Source organism: Roseomonas alba, assembly GCF_019430885.1.
Classification (GTDB): domain Bacteria; phylum Pseudomonadota; class Alphaproteobacteria; order Acetobacterales; family Acetobacteraceae; genus Neoroseomonas; species Neoroseomonas alba.
This window is the reverse complement of sequence record NZ_JAHYBZ010000008.1, coordinates 301,031-319,258: the sequence shown is the minus strand read 5'-3', so window position 1 is coordinate 319,258 and position 18,228 is coordinate 301,031. Positions and strand designations below refer to the sequence as shown.

13 protein-coding genes are annotated in these 18,228 nt (G+C 70.3%); 9 read left to right on the top strand and 4 right to left on the bottom strand.

The window, feature by feature from the left end; all coding sequences use genetic code 11:
- Positions 1 to 15 precede the first annotated feature (15 nt).
- From KPL78_RS22880 to KPL78_RS22860, 5 genes are all read left to right on the top strand, one after another.
- On the top strand, positions 16 to 1,224 hold the full coding sequence (locus KPL78_RS22880; protein WP_219765277.1) for a CaiB/BaiF CoA transferase family protein: 1,209 nt from the start codon (positions 16 to 18) through the stop codon (positions 1,222 to 1,224).
- A 293-nt stretch (positions 1,225 to 1,517) separates the two neighbouring features.
- Positions 1,518 to 2,420 (top strand): DUF808 domain-containing protein, encoded by a 903-nt coding sequence (locus KPL78_RS22875; RefSeq protein WP_219765276.1) that lies wholly within the window; start codon positions 1,518 to 1,520, stop codon positions 2,418 to 2,420.
- Between the two features lie 43 nt (positions 2,421 to 2,463).
- A complete protein-coding gene (locus KPL78_RS22870) occupies positions 2,464 to 3,603 on the top strand; it encodes an acyl-CoA dehydrogenase family protein (RefSeq protein ID WP_219765275.1) in 1,140 nt (379 codons plus the stop codon).
- On the top strand, positions 3,603 to 4,613 hold the full coding sequence (locus KPL78_RS22865) for an acyl-CoA dehydrogenase family protein (protein ID WP_219765274.1): 1,011 nt from the start codon (positions 3,603 to 3,605) through the stop codon (positions 4,611 to 4,613). Before KPL78_RS22870 ends, KPL78_RS22865 begins: the two co-directional genes overlap by 1 nt.
- The gene (locus tag KPL78_RS22860; protein ID WP_219765273.1) at positions 4,610 to 5,413 is read left to right on the top strand and encodes a crotonase/enoyl-CoA hydratase family protein; all 804 of its coding nucleotides are present in this window, start codon (positions 4,610 to 4,612) and stop codon (positions 5,411 to 5,413) included. Before KPL78_RS22865 ends, KPL78_RS22860 begins: the two co-directional genes overlap by 4 nt.
- Positions 5,414 to 5,544: 131 nt before the next feature.
- Here KPL78_RS22860 and KPL78_RS22855 read toward each other — a convergent pair whose 3' ends face one another.
- Positions 5,545 to 6,660 (bottom strand): PQQ-dependent sugar dehydrogenase, encoded by a 1,116-nt coding sequence (locus KPL78_RS22855; RefSeq protein WP_219765272.1) that lies wholly within the window; start codon positions 6,658 to 6,660, stop codon positions 5,545 to 5,547.
- Positions 6,661 to 6,763: 103 nt separating this feature from the next.
- Between KPL78_RS22855 and KPL78_RS22850 the strand changes: the two genes are divergently transcribed.
- Positions 6,764 to 7,234: an MmcB family DNA repair protein gene (locus KPL78_RS22850; protein WP_219765271.1), complete on the top strand. Its 471-nt coding sequence runs from the start codon at positions 6,764 to 6,766 to the stop codon at positions 7,232 to 7,234.
- 450 nt (positions 7,235 to 7,684) lie between these two features.
- Here the strand turns inward: KPL78_RS22850 and KPL78_RS22845 are convergent, their stop codons facing one another.
- Complete coding sequence (locus tag KPL78_RS22845) at positions 7,685 to 8,902, bottom strand: patatin-like phospholipase family protein (protein WP_219765270.1); 1,218 nt, start codon at positions 8,900 to 8,902, stop codon at positions 7,685 to 7,687.
- 14 nt (positions 8,903 to 8,916) lie between these two features.
- Positions 8,917 to 9,927 (bottom strand): AI-2E family transporter, encoded by a 1,011-nt coding sequence (locus tag KPL78_RS22840; RefSeq protein ID WP_219765269.1) that lies wholly within the window; start codon positions 9,925 to 9,927, stop codon positions 8,917 to 8,919.
- 81 nt (positions 9,928 to 10,008) lie between these two features.
- On the opposite strand from KPL78_RS22840, the gene KPL78_RS22835 reads away from it, so the two are divergent.
- The 3 genes from KPL78_RS22835 to KPL78_RS22825 all read left to right on the top strand — a co-directional run bounded on the left by KPL78_RS22835 (position 10,009) and on the right by KPL78_RS22825 (position 13,170).
- Positions 10,009 to 11,451, top strand: a complete 1,443-nt coding sequence (locus KPL78_RS22835; protein WP_219765268.1) for an alpha/beta hydrolase — start codon at positions 10,009 to 10,011, stop codon at positions 11,449 to 11,451.
- A 143-nt stretch (positions 11,452 to 11,594) separates the two neighbouring features.
- Entirely contained in the window at positions 11,595 to 12,164 is a 570-nt protein-coding gene (locus KPL78_RS22830; protein WP_219765267.1) for a carboxymuconolactone decarboxylase family protein, read from the top strand.
- Positions 12,165 to 12,198: 34 nt separating this feature from the next.
- Entirely contained in the window at positions 12,199 to 13,170 is a 972-nt protein-coding gene (locus tag KPL78_RS22825) for a Bug family tripartite tricarboxylate transporter substrate binding protein (RefSeq protein ID WP_219765266.1), read from the top strand.
- Between the two features lie 343 nt (positions 13,171 to 13,513).
- Here the strand turns inward: KPL78_RS22825 and KPL78_RS22820 are convergent, their stop codons facing one another.
- The gene (locus KPL78_RS22820) at positions 13,514 to 18,196 is read right to left on the bottom strand and encodes an NAD-glutamate dehydrogenase (RefSeq protein ID WP_219765265.1); all 4,683 of its coding nucleotides are present in this window, start codon (positions 18,194 to 18,196) and stop codon (positions 13,514 to 13,516) included.
- Positions 18,197 to 18,228 lie beyond the last annotated feature (32 nt).

Sequence of the window (18,228 nt, the reverse complement as noted above, 5' to 3'; positions counted from 1 at the left end):
CCAAGTGGAGGAAACATGGCCGGTGCCCTCGATGGCCTGCGTGTGATCGACCTGACCCGGGTGGTGGCGGGGCCGCTCTGCGCGCAGATGCTGGGCGATCTCGGCGCGGATGTCGCCAAGGTGGAACGGCGCGGCGACGGGGACGACCTGCGGGCGCTGGGGCCGCCCTTCGTGAAGGGGTCGGAGGACAGCACCTATTTCGTCTCGCTGAACCGCAACAAGCGGTCGGTGTCGGTCGATTTCGCGAAGCCGGAGGGCGCGGCAATCCTGAGGCGCATGGCCGCGCAGGCCGATGTGCTGATCGAGAATTTCCGCCCTGGCACGCTCGCCCGCTACGGGCTGGGGTATGAGGATCTGCGGGCGGTCAATCCGCGTCTGATCTATTGCTCGGTCACGGGGTTCGGGCAGTCCGGGCCCTATGCCGGCCGGTCGGGCTACGATTTCGTCGCCCAGGCCATGGCCGGGCTGATGGAGGTCACCGGCGAGGCCGACGGCATGCCGGGCGGCGGCCCGCAGCGTGTCGGCGTGCCCGTCGCCGACATGTTCACGGGCTTCGCGGCAACGGTGTCGATCCTCGCTGCCCTGCGCCATCGCGATGCGACCGGCGAGGGTCAGGCGATCGACGTGAACCTGTTCGAGACCATGACGTCGCTGATGCAGGCGCCGATGTCGTCCTGGCTGAATGCCGGGCGCATCTTCCCGCGATCCGGCAATGACAGTCCCGTTGCCGTGCCCTACGGCGTCTTTGAGGGATCCGATGCGCGCTTCGTTATCGGCGTCCTGAACGACCGGGAATTCGTCCGCCTGGCCGAGGCGCTGGGCCATCCCGAATGGTCGGAGGATCCGCGCTTCCGCCGCGCCCGCGACCGGGTGGAACACCGCGACGCGCTGCTCGATCGCATGCGCACCCTGCTGAAGACTCGCCCGCGCGCCGAATGGCTGGCGAAGCTGGAAGAGGCGAAGATCACGTCCGGTCCCATCAATACCGCGGAGGATGTCGAGACCGATCCGCATATCGCGGCCCGCGGGATGATCCGGGACATCACGCACCATGCGGCGGGCACGGTGCGGGTGGTGGGCTCGCCGCTGCATCTCTCGGCAACGCCGCCGGAGATCCGGTACGGAATCCCGGCGCCGGGCGGGGATACGGATGCGGTTCTGGCGGAATTCGCCGGCATGGACGCGGCAGAGATCGCAGCGGCGCGCAAGGCGGGGATCGTGTGATGGCGGAAGTGCCCGGGCGCGCGCGACGATCGGGCGAGGGCTGAGATCGAGGCGGGCTTTAGTTCCCTCCCCAGGCCTTTCGCCGCCGAAAGCCACCCGGCCTTCCGTGGATGGGGTCGGCCGGGGAAGGGCGGAGCCCTCTCCCGAGCTGCCGGCGCCATCATCGCCATGTCGGCCACCGGCGCCTGCAAAAGTTCCCTGGTTCCGCGCTCCGTGCGCCGCGACACTCCGCGGCGGCCGCAAGGCTGTGCCATGATGGCTCGACTCACGCACAATGAGCCGGGAACCATCGCATGAGCACAGGGCTACTCGCGCTGCTGGACGACGTTGCGGCCATCGCCAAGGTGGCGGCCGCGTCGCTCGACGACGTCGCCGCGCAGGCAAGCAAGGCGGGCGCGAAGGCCGCCGGCGTCGTCATCGACGATGCGGCGGTCACGCCACGCTATGTGGTGGGGTTCGATGCGTCGCGCGAATTGCCGATCATCGGGCGTATCGCGCTGGGCTCGCTGTTCAACAAGTTCGTCATCCTGCTGCCGGCGGCGCTGCTGCTCTCGGCTTTCGCGCCCTGGGTCATCACGCCGCTGCTCATGCTGGGGGGCCTCTATCTCTGCTTCGAAGGCGCGGAGAAGGTGATGGAGTGGATTCGTCCTCATTCGCCCGAGGCCCATGTCACGGCGCCGACCGTGGCGGATGCGGGGCATCTGGAAAACGCCCGCGTCAAAGGCGCGATCAAGACCGACTTCATCCTCTCGGCCGAGATCATGGCCATCGCGCTCGCCACCATGCCGGAGTCGAATGTCTGGACCCAGGCCATCGCGCTGGCCGTGGTGGGGTTCGGCATCACCGTCGCGGTCTATGGCGTGGTGGCGATCATCGTGAAGGCGGACGATGTCGGCGCGGCCATGGTCCGGCGGGGCATGGATACGGGCGCGCTGCTGGTCCGCGGCATGCCGGTGGTGCTGAAGGTGCTGTCCATCGTCGGCACCGTCGCCATGGTCTGGGTCGGCGGCGGCATCATCCTGCATGGGCTGGAGGCTTTCGGACTCGGTGGACCGCAGCATGTCGTCCATGGTCTGGGCACGGCGGTGGGTGGTGGCCTCATCGGCTGGGTGGTGGAAGCCGGCCTGTCCGGCGTGGCCGGGCTGGCGGTCGGCGTGGCGGTGGCGCCGGTGCTGTCCCGCGTGCTGGGGCATTGACGCGGCGCGCAGTCCAGGGAGGATCGCGGCGGGAGAAAACGCCATGACCGGACTGCGCTTCGATCTTCGCGACCCGCCCCCGGGCGCGGCCGCCCTGCGGGCGGAGGTGCGCGCCTTCATCACCGAACAGGAATCTCGCTGGACACCCGAGGTGCGGGCACGGTCCTGGATGGGCTTCGACCGCGATTTCACGCGCGCGGTCGGGGCGAGGGGCTGGATCGGCATGTGCTGGCCGAAGGCCTATGGCGGCGGCGAACGGTCTTTCCTCGAACGCCTGATCGTGCTGGAGGAGATGCTCGCGGCCGGCGCGCCCGTGGGGGCGCATTGGATCGGCGACCGGCAATCCGGCCCACTGATCCTGCGGCTGGGGACCGAGGCGCAGCGCGCGAAGTTCCTGCCGAAGATCGTGACCGGCGACTACGCCTTCTGCATCGGGCTGTCGGAGCCGGATTCCGGGTCGGATCTCGCCTCCCTGCGCACGCGGGCGGATCGCGTGGAGGGTGGCTGGAAGCTCAACGGGCGGAAGATCTGGACCACCTTCGGCCACCTGTGTGACTGGATGATCGCGCTGGTTCGGACCTCGGCACCGCCCGAGGGCGGTTCGAAGCATCAGGGCCTGTCCCAGATGCTGGTGGATCTGAAGGCGCCCGGTGTCACCATCCGCCCAATCCGCGACCTGGTCGGCGAGGAAGGCTTCAACGAAATCACCTTCGACGACGTGATGCTGCCCGACGACGCGCTGGTCGGGCAGGAGGGCGCGGGCTGGGCGCAGGCGACGAGCGAGCTCGCCTTCGAACGCTCCGGCCCCGATCGGTATCTGTCGTCGCACCCGCTGCTGGAGGCGTCGCTGGACGCTCTGCGCAACGATGCTTCCGCCGCGCCCGCGCTGGGTCGGCAGGTGGCGCGGCTATGGACGCTGCGCGCCATGTCCACCGCGGTCGCCGGCATGCTGCAGGACGGTGCCGATCCGGTGCGCCAGGCGGCGCTGGTGAAGGATCTCGGCAATGATTTCGAACAGGCGCTGCCGCATGCCATGCGCGGCCTGATGGATGTGGATGCCATGCCGGAGACGATGCGCCGCCTGCACGACTACCTGACGCAGATCACGCCGACCTTCTCGCTGCGCGGCGGCACGCGGGAGATCATGCGCGGCATCATTGCCCGCGAGCTGGGGCTGCGCTGATGACTGGGATGACGATTGCCGCGGAGCTCGCGGAACAGGTTACGCGCGCGCTGGCGGATGCGACGGATGTGGCGACGCTGCGCGCGGTGGAATCCGGCGCCTTCCCCGCCGAGGCCTGGGCTGCGCTCGATGGCCTTGGCCTTGCCGCGGCGCTGGTGGCGGAAGACCATGGCGGCGCGGGCCTCGGCTTCCAGGATGCGATGCCGCTGATCGAGGCGCTGGGCCGTGCCGGCGCGCCGGTGCCGCTGGCGGAAGCCATCGCCGCTTCTGCATTGTTGGCCGCCGCCGGCATCACGCCACCCGAGGGAACCCTGACCTTTGCGGCGGCCGGCGCGCGCGTGCCCTGTGCCCGCCATGCCCTGCATGTCGCGCTGGCCGATGGTGCGACCGTAGCGCTGTATGCCGCCGGCGCGCTGCGCATCGAACCCGGCACCAATATCGGGCGCGAGCCACGTGATACTGTCGCTGTCACGGGCGCGCCGGTCGCCCAGGGCACATTGCCCAATGCCTGGGGCAGCGAGGCCGCCCTGCTGCTGACCGCGCTGATCCGCGCCGCGCAGATCGCCGGTGCCATGCAGGCGGCACTGGCCTTGGCGGTGGAACACGCCAACACCCGCAAGCAGTTCGGCCGACCGATCGGTCGGTTCCAGGCCATCCAGCAGCAGCTTGCTGTGTTCGCGGCCGAATCCTCCGCCGTTTCGGTCGCCGCCGCGGCGGCCGCGCGGGCCGCCGACCAGCGCGGCCTCGCCAATGCCGCTTTCGAGATCGGCTGCGCCAAGATCACCGCTGGCGAGGCCGCCGCGCGCGGTGCCGCCATCGCGCATCAGGTGCTTGCCGCCATGGGCATCACCGAGGAACACGCGCTGCACCATTATACTCGCCGTCTCTGGGCCTGGCGCGACGAGGGCGGGTCCGAACGGTTCTGGTCCGCACGCATCGGCCAGGCAGCGCAACAGGGCGGTGCGCTCTGGCCCTTCCTGACATCCCGCGACGAGGAGTCCGCCGCATGACTGGCTTTCTGAAGATCGAGCGCGACGGCCACGTCGTCACTCTCACCCTGAACCGGCCGGAGAAGCGCAACGCCATCTCCACCGCCGAGGAATGCGCCGAGGTCGCCGACACCTGCCGCGCCCTGAACCGCGACGACCATGTGCGCGTGGTGATCGTGACCGGCGAAGGCTCCTCCTTCTGCGCCGGCGGCGACCTCAAGGGGATGCGCGACCGCACCGGCATCACCGGCGGGCATTCCGGGGCGGAGATCCGCGAATCCTACCGCCGCGGCATCCAGATGATCCCCCTCGCGCTGTACGAGATGGACATTCCCACCATCGCCGCGGTGAACGGGCCGGCGATCGGGGCCGGGCTCGATCTCGCCTGCATGTGCGACATCCGCATCGCGTCGGAAGCCGCGCGCTTCGCGGAATCCTTCGTCAAGGTCGGCATCGTGCCCGGCGATGGCGGGGCCTATCTGCTGCCGAAGGTGGTGGGGATGCCGAAGGCGCTCGAGATGTCGCTCACCGGCGACCCGCTCAACCCGGCCGAGGCGCTGGCCTGCGGCCTGGTCAACAAGGTCGTGCCACCCGGCGAGCTGATGCAGGCCGCGCACGCCATGGCCGAGCGCATCGCGGTGAACCCGCCCCAGGCCGTGCGCCTGACCAAGCGCCTGCTGCGCGAGAGCCAGCACATGCGCCTGTCCACGCTGCTGGAGATGTCAGCCGCCTACCAGGCGCTGGCCCATGGCACGCGCGACCATCGCGAGGCGGTGGATTCGATGCTGGAAAAGCGTGTGCCCCACTTCGAAGGCCGCTGATCTCATTCCGCCGAGCCTTGCTGGTGATCTCGACAGCGACAAGGCTCGCCGGCATGGCGCGCGGGTCTGGTGGGGCGGCCGTGCGCGACGCCAAGACTCCAATGCCGGGTCAGCCGTAAGGCTGGCCGGTATCAGACGGGATCCAGCCGCAGGATCCCACCATCGGGCGCATCCACCAGCAGGTAAAGGCGCCCGTCGGGCCCCACCACGACGTCGCGCAGGCGCTGCCGGTCCCACAGCAGCCGCTCCTCCCCGATGATGGCGTCGCCGTCCAGTGTCAGCCGCACGAGTCCCGGCGTGCTCAGCGTCGCGAGGAAGAGGCTGCCACGCCAGCCCGGAAAGGCCGCTCCGTCATAGAAGGCAATGCCGGATGGGCTGACGGAGGGCACCCAGACCCGGGCGGGATCGGTGATCCCCGGGGCGCTGGTGTCGCTGGAGATCTGCGGCCCCCAATATTCCCGGCCATGGCTGACGATCGGCCAACCGTAATTCGCGCCGCGCCGGATGATGTTGATCTCGTCGCCGCCGCGCGGGCCGTGCTCGGCCTCGAACAGGCTGCCGGTCCAGGGGTTCAGCGCCAGGCCCTGCGGGTTCCGATGACCGAAGGACCAGATCTCCGGCCGCGCGCCCTGCTGGCCGATGAAGGGATTGTCCGGCGGCACCCTTCCGTCGCGGGTCAGCCGCAACACCTTGCCGCCGAGATCGTCCAGGCGCTGGGCGCGGGCGCGTTCGTTCCGCTCGCCTGTCGAGAGGTAGAGGTAGCCGTCGCGGTCGAAGGCGATGCGGCAGCCGAAATGCAGCCTGCCGCCCGACTGCGCCGGCACGGCGTCGAGCAGCCGCCGCACCCCCGTCAGCGCGTCGTTCGCAGGTGATAGCCGTGCGCTGATCAGTCGCGTCAGAACTCCGCCCTCCACCGCTGCGGCGTGGCACAGGAAGACTTCCCGCGTCTGCGCGAAATCCGGCGCCAGCGCGATGTCGAGCAGCCCGCCCTGGCCCGCTGCCTCTACCCGTGGCACCCCGGCGAGCGGCGCCGAGACGCGCCCATCCGGCGTCACGCGCCGCAGCCGCCCGGGGCGTTCGGTGACCAGCAGGGAGGCATCCGGCAGAAAGGCCGCGCCCCAGGGATGCTCCAGGCCCGAGGCGAAGGTCGTGACCCGGAAGGTCGCGCGCTCCGTGGCGATGCGGTCCTGCGCGAGGGCCGGCGCGGCGACCAGGGTCAGGACGGCGATCAGGGCGCGGCGGAACATGGCTGGCAGGTGGTCCCGGCGCCGGTCGCCCGCAACCATCGTGACCGTGAGACTCGGCCGCCGAGGCTTGCGCCGTGTCGAACGAAGGAAGAACATCGGTGCCATGGAGCCGTTGACCATCCCCGCCCGGACGCTCGCCGTCACCCGCGCCGCTGCGCGCTTCTGCGCCCTGCGCGGCTGGGCGCCGGTCGAGCAGGTCCCGCTGCCCGATGGCCGCCGGGCCGATATCCTCGCGCTGCGCCCGGATGGCGACTTCGTGATCCTGGAGGTGAAATCCTGCGCGCGGGATTTCCTCACCGACGGCAAATGGCCCGACTATCGCGCCTGGTGCGACCGCCTCTACTTCGCCGTCGATCTCGACTTCCCGCAGGACCTGCTGCCTGAGGATGTCGGCCTCGTGGTCGCCGAGGACCGCGAGGCCGCGCTGATTCGCGAGGCAGCGGAACACCGGCTCGCCTCGGCACGCCGGCGGGCGCTGATGCAGCGCATGGCGATGCTGGCGGCCGGACGGCTCGCCGCGCTGGCCGATCCGGCCGGGGCGGCGGAGATGCGGGCAGCGCTGCGGTTGGAATAGCGGCGGGGCCGAAGACAGGCTTGGCGCTCATCTGCGGATGCGAGGGGCTTCGCCCCATCCGCCCGAGCGCATGGTGCGTGACGGCGGGCGGAGATGGATGCTGCCTCGCTCCAAACGTCATCCCGTTACGGGATGCTCTTGACCTGGCGTTGCAACGTCCATGGCGAGTCATGGCCACAGGACTTTCGGAAGCCTGGACCTCGTGCCCTGCGCAACGGTCCGGCCACGCTAATGCGCGGGCTTCGCGCTCGGCACCGAGAGGCATCACCGGGCGTCATGCGGTGTACGCACCGCGACATCTCGAAACGGGCTTCCTGCCAAGTGCGAGGTCTTGGCATCCACAGGCCCCATCGTGGTTGCTGGGGCGGAGTCCGGGGAGGGGCGAAGCCTCTCCCCCGTTGCGTCACGAGCCTCGTCTTCGCGTGTCTGGGGCAGCGCCACTCCCGGAATTCACCGCGCCGGATCGTTCCGCTCGATCGACCCGATGGGCCGCAGCGAATCGGTCCAGCGTCCTTCCAGCCCGTGCCGGTACCCGTACTCGAACAGCGCGCGCATATAGGCCGTGTCGAAGGGTTCCGACCGCGGCGCGTCGAATTCCGGCCCGATATAGGCCAGGCGGAAATTCACCCCGTCGCGCTGTGTGGTGAGGAAGATGCGGGTGATATCGTTCACCGCGCTGAAGTGCAGCAGGGTGGAAGCCGAGCGCGACGCGATGCCGAGGATCGACCGGGTGGTTGACGCCCACTCCGTGTCGAGCCGCCCGTTGCGCACCACCCAGGCCGTGCGTTCGCGCTGGGGTTGCCGGGCGCGTGCCTGATCCCGCAACGTCAGCGTCGGCGGATAGAGGAACATCTGGATCGACGCCCCGCCATCGACATGCATTTCCTGGTAGCCGCGCCCGGCGACATCCACATCCACCAGCACCGGCGGGAAGGCACCGGGGATGGAGGCGGAGGCGAGCAGGATGCGGCGGAACAGCTCGAGCGCCTGGGGATGGCCGCTCGCGGCGATGGCGCCGATGTTCCACAGCACGGGCCGGCCGAGGTCGAGATTGGTGGTTCCAATCAGCAGCAGCCGTCCGCGTTGGTATTCGGCGGCGATGGCGGCCATCATCGCCGCGTTCACATGCGTCGCGATCAGGCGGTAGAGCGGCGAGGTATCGGCCAGCGCCTCGCCGAAGAGCACGGCGCGGATCATGCTGCCCATCTGGATCACGTCATGTGGCGCGACCTCGGTGAAGACTTCGCGGAGCTGCGGGTCGTAGTCGGGGCCGAGGAAAGCGAAGGGCGCGATCAGGGCGCCGGCAGAAATGCCCGTCACCACGTCGAAGGTCGGGCGCCGGCCGGATGCGGTCCAACCGACCAGCAGTCCCGCGCCGAAGGCGCCGTTGTCGCCGCCGCCGGACAGGGCGAGGAAGTTGCGTGCCGGCAACGGCTGTCGCGGCCCCGCAACCTGCGTTTGGCGGGCACGCAGCTGGTCGATCTCGCGGATCAGCGGCGCGGTGTCGGAATCGGGCCAGAAGCGGGCATTGTCGATGCCGAGGATGGGCAGGGTCTGCGTCGCCGCGAGCGGCGGCGGATCGAGTCGGTTGATCGTCCCGCAGCCGGTGAGCGCGAAGAGCGCGAGCAGCAGCCCGGCGAGCAGGCGCCGCGAAGGCGATGACGTCACGGCGGATCTCCCCGTCATTTCCCGGACAGCAGCGCGGCGAGCCAGCGGCTGCCCTCGAAGCGTTCGCATAGGGTCAGTCCGGCGATCAGCGCCGGCACGCCGATGAAGGCTCCAGGGATACCCCAGAGGAAGGCGCCCACGAAGACCGCGACCAGCACCATGAAGGCCGAGATCGCCAGCCGCGACCCGGCGAGCCGCGGTTCGATATAGCTGCCTGACAGGAACTGGATGATCTGCAGGCAGGCGAAAACGGTGATCGCCGATTGCCAGGATCCGAATTGCAGGATGGCGAACACCGTCGGGAACAGGGTGGCGAGGAAGGAGCCGATGAACGGGATGTAGTTCAGCACGAAGGCGATCACGCCCCATTCGACCGCGAGTTCCAGGCCCATGGCATAGGCGAAGAGACCGACGGCGATGCCCGTCAGCACCGACATCACCGTGCGCACCGCCATGTAGGTGCGCAGCTTCGATCCCGTCTCGCACAGCGCATCGAGCACCTGCCCGGCGGTCCCGCCCATCGCGTGCAGGCGTCGCGCCGCGCCGCCGGTCTCGAGCAGGCCGAGGATCATGTAGACCAGCGTGATCGCGACGAAGGTCAGCATGCCCTGGAACTGGCCGAGCATCCCCTGTGCCAGCCGCACCAGGGACCGGGCGTTAAGGTGTTCTGCGAGGATCGGTGCGATCTCCACCCCCTGCTGCGCCGCCCAGTCGAGCTTGCGGACGTACATCTCCTGCAGCATGGCGGCATTGGTGATGACCCAGCCCCCGACCCGCCCGAATCCCCAGGCGACGAGCAGCACCATCACCGCCACCACCGCGAGCGTGACCAGCAGCGTGACCACCATCGCCGCGGCACCGCCGATGACCGGTTCCAATCCACGCTGCAGCGGCCAGGCCAGCGCGATCAGGAACAGCGCGAAGGCGATCGGTGCCAGCACCGATTCCGCGAGCGACAAGGCCGCGGCGACGAGGATCGCTGTGGTGATGCCGGCGAGTGTGCGGAGCGCATTGTCCTTGGTCATACCGTTCCATGCCTGGGGTCGTGGTGTTGCATGCAGCCTCCATGCCGGCGAAGCATGGCGCAAGGGTTGCACGGAGCTGTCATGATCGGGTTCGTTTCTCGCAGCCTGAAGCGCGCCGCGTTGGGCGTGGCCGGGTTGATCCTGCTTATCGCGGTCTTCCGCGCCTGGGATGTGCAGAGCGGCCCGCCGCTTGGCCCCTGGCACGAATTCGTCCCGCCGGAGCTGTCCGTCGCGCAGATGGACGCGGCCGACTGGCCAGCCTGGATCGGGGCCGAGGAGGTCGCCTTCGCCGCCATTCGCGCCGCGGTGACGGACCGGCTTCCGCCCGGGGATCGCGTGCCCGCCAATCGCTGGTTCGCGGGCAGCCCGGTGAACCCGGGGCGCCTCGCCCATGACTGGAATCGGTCCTTCATCCTGGAACCGGACGGCCCGCCGGTCGGCGCGGCGGTCTTCCTGCATGGGCTGACCGATGCGCCCTACAGCCTGCGGCACCTGGCCGAGGCCTATCGCGCGCGCGGCTTCCTCGCCATCGGCATGCGCATGCCGGGCCATGGCACGGTGCCGGGAGGTCTCACCGAGGCGGTCTGGGAAGACTGGATGGCGGCGACGCGCTTGGCCGTGCGCACGGCGCGGGCGCGCGTGCCGGCCGGGCCGCTGCACCTGGTCGGCTATTCCAATGGCGGGGCGCTCGCGCTGAAGCATGCGCTCGATGCCACCGAGGATTCGCGCCTGCCACGGGCGGATCGCGTGGTGCTGGTCTCGCCCATGGTCGGCGTGACGGCCTTTGCGCGCTTCGCCGGACTCGCGGGCCTGCCGGCCTTCCTGCCGCGTTTCGCCAAGGCCGCCTGGCTCGACATCCTGCCGGAGTTCAACCCCTTCAAGTTCAACTCCTTCCCCGTGAACGCCGCGCGGCAGACGCATCGGCTGACCGCGGCGCTCCAGGCGCAGCTTGAGGCTTTATCCCGTGCCGGGCGGCTCGGGGCGTTGCCGCCGGTGCTCACCTTCCAGTCGGTGGTCGATGCGACCGTGTCCACGCCGGCCATCCTGTCGCGCCTCTATGCGCTGTTGCCGGAGAACGGCAGCGAGGTGGTGCTGTTCGACCTCAATCGCAGCCTGAAGTTCGGGCCACTGTTCACCCAGGGCGCCGATGCGGCGCTGTCGCGCATCCTGCCGGCCGCCCCGCGGCGCTTCGCCGTGACGGTGGTGGGCAATGACGGGGATGGCCTGGCGGCCGTCGCCCGCCGCACGCCAGCGGGCGCGACGATCGAGCAAGCGCAGCCGCTCGACCTCGACTGGCCGCGCACGGTCTATTCGCTGTCGCATGTCGCGCTGCCCTTCCCGGCCTGGGATGGTCTTTATGGTGGGGATCCCGATCCGGCCGATGCGATGGGCGTCGCCCTCGGCGCCGTCGCCGTGCGCGGGGAACGCGGCGTGCTGGTGTTGGATGCGAACCACTTCGCCCGCATCACCTGGAACCCCTTCTTTCCCTATCTGCTGGAGCGGCTGCGCGGGGGCATGCCCTGACCCGGCGCCTCCGCATCATGGAAGGCACTTCCAGGGTATGGAATTCCCGCCTATAGGGGCGGGGTGAGGAACACGGGAAAGTCCCGCCGCGCCCCGTTGCGGCGACTGGCTGCCGCGTTCCCGCCACGCTGAGGAACGCCGCCATGCCCCGCCTCGACCTGCCGCCCGAAGAGGCGATGACACCCGAGCAGAAGGCCGCCTGTGCCGAAGCCGTGTCCGGCATCCGCGGCCGCGTCCCCGCCCCCATGGTCGCCTGGATCCAGAACGCTGCGCTCGCCAGCCGCGCCCAGAAGCTTGGCGAGCTGCTGCGCTACCAGACCTCGCTGGAACCGCGCCTGTCGGAACTCGCCATCCTGGTCTGCGGCCGGCACTGGACCTCCCACCATGAATGGACGGCGCACAAGCGCGAGGGCCTGAAAGCCGGCATGGACCCTGAGGTCATCGCCGCCATCGCCGCCCGCCGCACCCCGACCCTGCGCGATGCGCGCGAGCAGGCGGTCTACGACGTCTCGACGACCCTGCTGAAGACGGGCCGCGTGCCGCAGCCGCTCTACGACAGCGGCGTCGCGGCGTTGGGCCAGGCGGGCATGGTCGAGCTGGTGGGCATCCTCGGTTACTACTGCCTGGTCGCGCTCACGCTGAACACCTTCGAACTCGGCATCCCCGGCAGCATCGCGCCGGAGCTCGAGGACCCGGACCACCCGGCGCCCTGAGGCGCCGCGACGTCGACGCAAGGAGGACCCAAGAATGAAGCTGACCGCGACCCTGGCGGCCCTGATCGGCCTCTGCGCCGCTGCCCTGCCCGCCACTGCGCAGGACCGCTACCCATCCCGCGCCATCCGTTTCGTTGTGCCCTTCGCCGCCGGCGGGCCGAGCGACATCATCGCGCGCATCCTGTCCCCGCACATGGCAGCGAGCCTCGGCCAGCCCGTGGTGGTCGAGAACCGCGCCGGCGCCGGCGGCGTGACTGGCGTGGACGTGATCGCCAAGGCCGCGGGCGATGGCTACGCCTTCGGGATTGGCAGCGCCGGGGCACTCGCCATCTCCCCGCATCTCGGCCGCGGGACGCCCTATAACCCGGTCACCGACCTCGCGCCGATGACCCTGGCCGCGCTGGTGCCCGAGCCGCTGGTGGTGCCCGGTGCCTCGCCCTTCCGCAGCCTTCAGGATCTGATTGCCGATGCGCGGGCACGGCCGGGGGCGCTGAATTTCGGTTCCACCGGCAGCGGCTCCATGCCGCATCTCGCCGCCGAGCAGCTCCGCGCCGCGGCGAACATCGACATCGTGAACATCGCCTACAATTCCGGCAGACAACTCGCGACAGCGATTCTGCGCAACGAGGTGCAGCTCGGCTTCGCCGACCTGCCCGTGCTGCTGCCGAACATCGATGCCGGGACGATGCGCGCACTCGCAGTCGGCACCCCCGAACGCCTGTCCTGGCTGCCGAATGTCCCGACCTTCGTTGAACTCGGCCTGCCGGGCGTCGACGCCAGCAACTGGCACGGGCTGGTCGCGCCTGGGCGGATCCAGGCAGAGCCTCTTGCGATGCTGCGCCGCGCTGCCATCGCCGCGCTGCAGGACGCCGAAGTGCGTCACAGGCTGAACCAGCAGGGCGCCATCCCGGGCGGCAATAGCCCCGAAGCCTTCGGCGCATTCATCGCCAGCGAAGGACAGAAATGGGGTGAGGTGATCCGACGGAACAACATCTCGGCAGAGTGATGTCGGAGGGGCTCTGCCCCTCCGAACCGCCCCGCCAAGTGCTTGGAGCACTTGGAGCGCAGGAACTTGGTATTGGGCAGAAGGGTCACACTGCCCCCCTCGAAGCGCGCTTCATGCGCGATGACGGGTTTTGGCGCTCTTCCTGCCAGCGGCGCACAGCGCCAGGTGACGGTTTCCAAAGGCCTTGGCCCTTGGGCGGAGTGAGGTTTGGAAAGGGGCAAAGCCCCTCTCCATAGCCGCCCCCAACCGCTCTTCGCGCCAAGGCTGCGGCGCCGTTCTCGGCTCCGCGTGTCAGGAAACGGCGTGAGGTGCGCCGGGTGCGAGGATGGTCTTTCTCCCGCCGTCAGGCCAGCGCCGACAAGGCCCGCGCCGCCACCGTCACGGCTGCCAGATCCCGCGCCACCGCAGCTTCCCGCACCAGTGCGGCAGCGGCTTCGGTCCGGCCGGCATCCGGTGCGCCACCGGCCAGGCGTTGCGCGGCGAGGCGCATCTGGCTCGCTCCCACCTCCTCCGCCAGTGCGGCCCGGGCGCGTGGCCCGAAGGCGCCCGGCGCCGGCGCGGCGGCGATGCCGGCCCGCAGCGCGTCAAGGGCGAAGGCCTCGCCGATCGCGGCCCAGGCCGAAGCGGCCGCCGTGGCATCCACCCCTGTCTGTCCCGCCAGACGCACCACGGCCGGCGCGGCGGCGAGACGCGGCGCGGCGGCGGCCAGCGCCGCAGCATCGGCCGGCAGGCCGTCCGGCAAGGCGTGGCCGCGATCTGCCGCCGCAGCGGCGAGGGCCGCGATTCCCGGCCGTAGCGTCGCGAGCGCCTCATCCAGCGGCTGGACAGGGGCGTTCAGCAGCTGCTGCGCCGCAGCTTCCTGCAGGCGACGCAGGGAGAGCAGCGCCGACAGCCGCGTTTCCGCCGGCGCTGTCGCCGCATCGATGGCGTCGCAGGCCGCCTCCAACCCGAAGGCCTCGGCCGCGAGCAACGCCGCGCGGCTCGCCTCGACCGGCCCCGCGGCCATGGTCAGCCGCGCGAGCGCCGCGCAGCCCAGACGGTTCGCAACGGCATTGGCCATGATCGTCGCGACCAGGTCGCGGCGCAGCCGATGGCGCTCGATGTATCGGGCATAGGCTTCCCGCAGCGGATGCGGGAAATAGGCGATGAGCGCCGGCAGCAGCGCCGGATCGTCGGGCAGGGCAGAGGCCTCGATCTCCTCGGTCAGCCATAGCTTCGCGAAGGGCAGCAGGGCGGCGAGCTCGGGGCGCGTCAACGCGTCGCCGGCGCCCATGCGCCGCGCCATGGCCGCCGCGTCCGGCAAGCCGGCCACGGCGCGATCAAGCAGCCCGACATGTTCGAGCTTCTCCATCAGCGCCGCATGGGCGGCGATATCGTCGGCGCCGCCCATCTGTTCCAGCGTGATGGCGAGCGACTGCATCGCGTTGTCGCGCAGGACGAGGTGGGCGACCTCGTCGGTCATGGCGCGCAGCAGCTCGTCGCGATTGCGGCGCGTCAGCATGCCTTCGGATTCCGCGTCGGCGAGCAGGATCTTGATGTTCACCTCATGGTCCGAGGTGGACACGCCGGCGGAATTGTCGAGCGCATCGGTGTTGATGCGGATGCCCTGGCGCGCGATCTCGATGCGACCGGCCTGGGTGACGCCGAGATTGGCGCCCTCGCCCACCACCTTCGCGCGGATGTCGTGGCCGTTCACGCGGATCGCGTCATTGGCGCGGTCGCCGGCATCGCCCTGGGATTCCGTGCTGGCCTTCACATAGGTGCCGATGCCGCCGAAGTAGAGAAGGTCCACTTCCATGCGCAGAATGGCCTGCATGATGGCGGCGGGTTCGGCGCGGTCAGCGGCAATGCCCAGCATGGCCTGAGCCTGCGGCGACAGCGGCAGGGTCTTCGCATTGCGTGGGAAGACGCCGCCGCCCGCGCTGATCAGCCGCGCGTCGTAATCGGCCCAGGAGGACCGCGGCAGGGCGAACAGGCGCTCGCGTTCCGCATAGGACGTGGCGGGATCCGGATCGGGGTCGAGGAAGATGTGGCGATGGTCGAAGGCCGCGCGCAGCTTCGTCTGCTTCGACACCAGCAGCCCGTTGCCGAACACGTCGCCCGACATGTCGCCCACGCCGACCGTGGTGAAGGGCGCATCCTGCACGGACCGGTGCAGCGTCTCCTGGAAGTGGCGATCGATCATCACCCAGGCGCCGCGCGCGGTGATGCCCATGCCCTTGTGGTCGTATCCCGCGCTACCACCCGAGGCGAAGGCATCGCCCAGCCAGAAGCCGTATTCGGCCGACAACGCGTTGGCGATGTCCGAGAAGGTCGCGGTGCCCTTGTCCGCCGCGGCGACGATGTAGGGATCGTCGCCGTCGCGCCGGACGATGCCGGGCGGTGTGACGACCGCCGTGCCCTGGTAGTTGTCGGCCAGGTCGAGCATGGCGCGGACCAGCATGCGGTAGCAGGCGATGCCCTCGGCCTGGAAGGCCTCGCGGTCGGTCGCCGGCGGCGGATGCTTCAGCACGAAGCCGCCCTTCGCGCCGGTCGGCACGATGATGACGTTCTTCAGCCGCTGCGCCTTCATCAGGCCGAGGATCTCGGTGCGGAAATCCTCCCGCCGGTCGGACCAGCGGATGCCGCCGCGCGCGACCGGCCCGGCGCGCAGATGGCAGCCTTCCATGCGCACGGAATGGACGAAGATCTCGCGCCAGGGGCGGGGCAGGGGCATCTCGCCCGCCGCCGCGCTGTCCAGCTTGAAGGCGAGATAGGCCTTCTGCTGGTAGAAATTGGTGCGTAGCATCGCATCCAGCAGCACGCGCAGCCGCGACAGGATGCGGTCCTCATCCGGGTTCTGGATGCTGTCGAGCAGCACCGCCCAGGCCGCTTCCGCCTGGGTCGTGTCGCGATCCGCCACGGCGGGGTCGAAGCGGCGGTGGAAGATGTCGATCAGCAGGCGCGCGGCGTCGGGCTGCGCCGACAGGGCGGCCTCGACGCTCGCCTGGGCGAAGGGGAAGCCGACCTGCTTGGCCCAGCGGAACATCGCGCGCAGCAGCCAGCATTCGCGCCAGTCGAGCCCCGCGCGCAGCACCAGGCGGTTGAAGCCATCCGCCTCCGTCGCGCCGTCCAGCAGCGCGGCCAGCGCGCCGAGGATCTCGTCGAAACGGTCCTCGGGGCAATCGGCGCCGGCTTCGAGGCGGTAGACATGCAGCACGATCGGCGAGGCATCCGCCGGATGCAGGTGGTAGGGCTGTTCCTCGATCGCCCGCAGATCGAGGCTTTCGAACAGCGGCAGCGCATCGGCGAGCGGCAGTGGCCCGCCTGGATTGACCAGGCGGAGGGTCAGCGACCTCGCGCCTTCACCGGGGGACCGCAGCAGGTCGGCGCGCGGGCGGTTCGCGGCCAGCGCGTCCTCGGCCAGCAGGATGTCGGCGACGCCCTGCGCGGCAGTCGCCGTCTCGCGATAGGCCGCCGGGAAGGCCTCCCGCCAGCGGACGAGGCGGGAGGCGGCTTCCGCCTCGCCTTCGGCAGCGGCAAAGGCTTCGGACAGCCTCTCGCCGAAGCCGCGCGCGGCCTGGGCAATGGCGGCTTCGAGCACCGCGACATCGATATCGGGCACCTCGCCCGGCTTGGTCGCGATGATGTAGTGGATGCGGGCGAGCGGCGCGTCGCCCAGCGCGATGTAGAAGGCCGACAGCCGCCCGCCGAAGGCGCGCGCGATCACGTCGCCGACGCGCTCGCGCAGCCGTGTGTCGAAGGTGTCGCGCGGCAGCCAGGCGATGGCGGACACGAACCGTTCGAAGGGATCATGGCGCAGCACCAGCGCGGCGCGCGGGCGGATCGTCAGGTCCAACGCGCGTCGCGCGCCGTCCAGGATCACCGTCTCGGGCGCCTGGAACAGCTCGTCGCGCGGCCAGGTGTCGATGATGTTGCGCAGGGCGCGCCCGTCATGGCTGTCGGCCTCGATGCCGGCCAGCGCCAGGATGTGATCGACCTTGTGCCGCAGCAGCGGGATGGAGCGCGGATTGCGGTTGTACGCCGCCGCGGCGAACAGCCCGAGGAACAGCCGCCCACCGATGACCCGGCCCTGATCGTCGAAGATGCGCGTCGCGACCACATCGGCATGCTGTGGGCGATGCACCGTCGATCGCATGTTGGCCTTGGCGACGGTAACCGGCGTCGGATGCGACAGCGCCGAAACCACCGCAGGCGGGATGGCATCGAGGTCGCGCAGCGCATCGAAGACGGGAAGCAACGGGTCGGCCAGCAGGCCAAGATTCTCCTCGGGCACGATGACGAGCCCGCCGCCCTCGCCGACCGCGAAGCGGCGATGGCCGATCAGGACGAAATTGTCCTCGGCGAGCCAGCGCAGGAAGGCGGCGGCCTCCTCGCCCTCCGCGCCGCCGCCGGCCACGACCTCGGTCTCGGCCCGCTGGAGCAGCTTCAGCATGGCCGGGAAGGCCGAGGTGGCGGCGCGCACATCGACCAGCGCCCGCGCAATCGCCTGTTCCAGCGCGACCAGCGGCTCCGGCGGGCGACCGAGCGGGCTCGACAGCACCGGACCCGCGGTGCCGAGGGCGACGCGCATCATGCTCTCCCGCTGCGTCGCAGCAGGGGCAATCGCGGTCAGATGCCCAGAGGGGTCACGTTCCACCCGCACCACGGGATGCAACAGCGACGCCACTGCCCGCCCATGCAGAGCCAGCGCCGCGAGCACGGAATCGACCAGGAATGGCATGTCGTCGGTGACGATCTCGGCGACGGGGCGTGGCCCCGTCCCGGGGCCCGCGGGCAGGATGCGCACCTTGGCGATGCCGGGCTTCCGCTCGGTCGCGAAGCCGTAGAGGCTGGCTGCCGCGGCGGCGAGGGTCTCGGGCGGGGTGGCGGCCAGCTCGGCCGTGGGCACCGCGGCATGCAGGGCGCGCAGCAGCAGCGCCGCATCCGTCGGAAGCCCCGGGGCCAGCGCGGTCAACGCCTCGGTCGCGGCGCGCAGCACTTCCTCCCGCATCGTGTCGGGCAGGGCGCGCGAATCATCCGCCATGGCTGGTCCTCCGTTTCCTTCCCCCGGCGGGG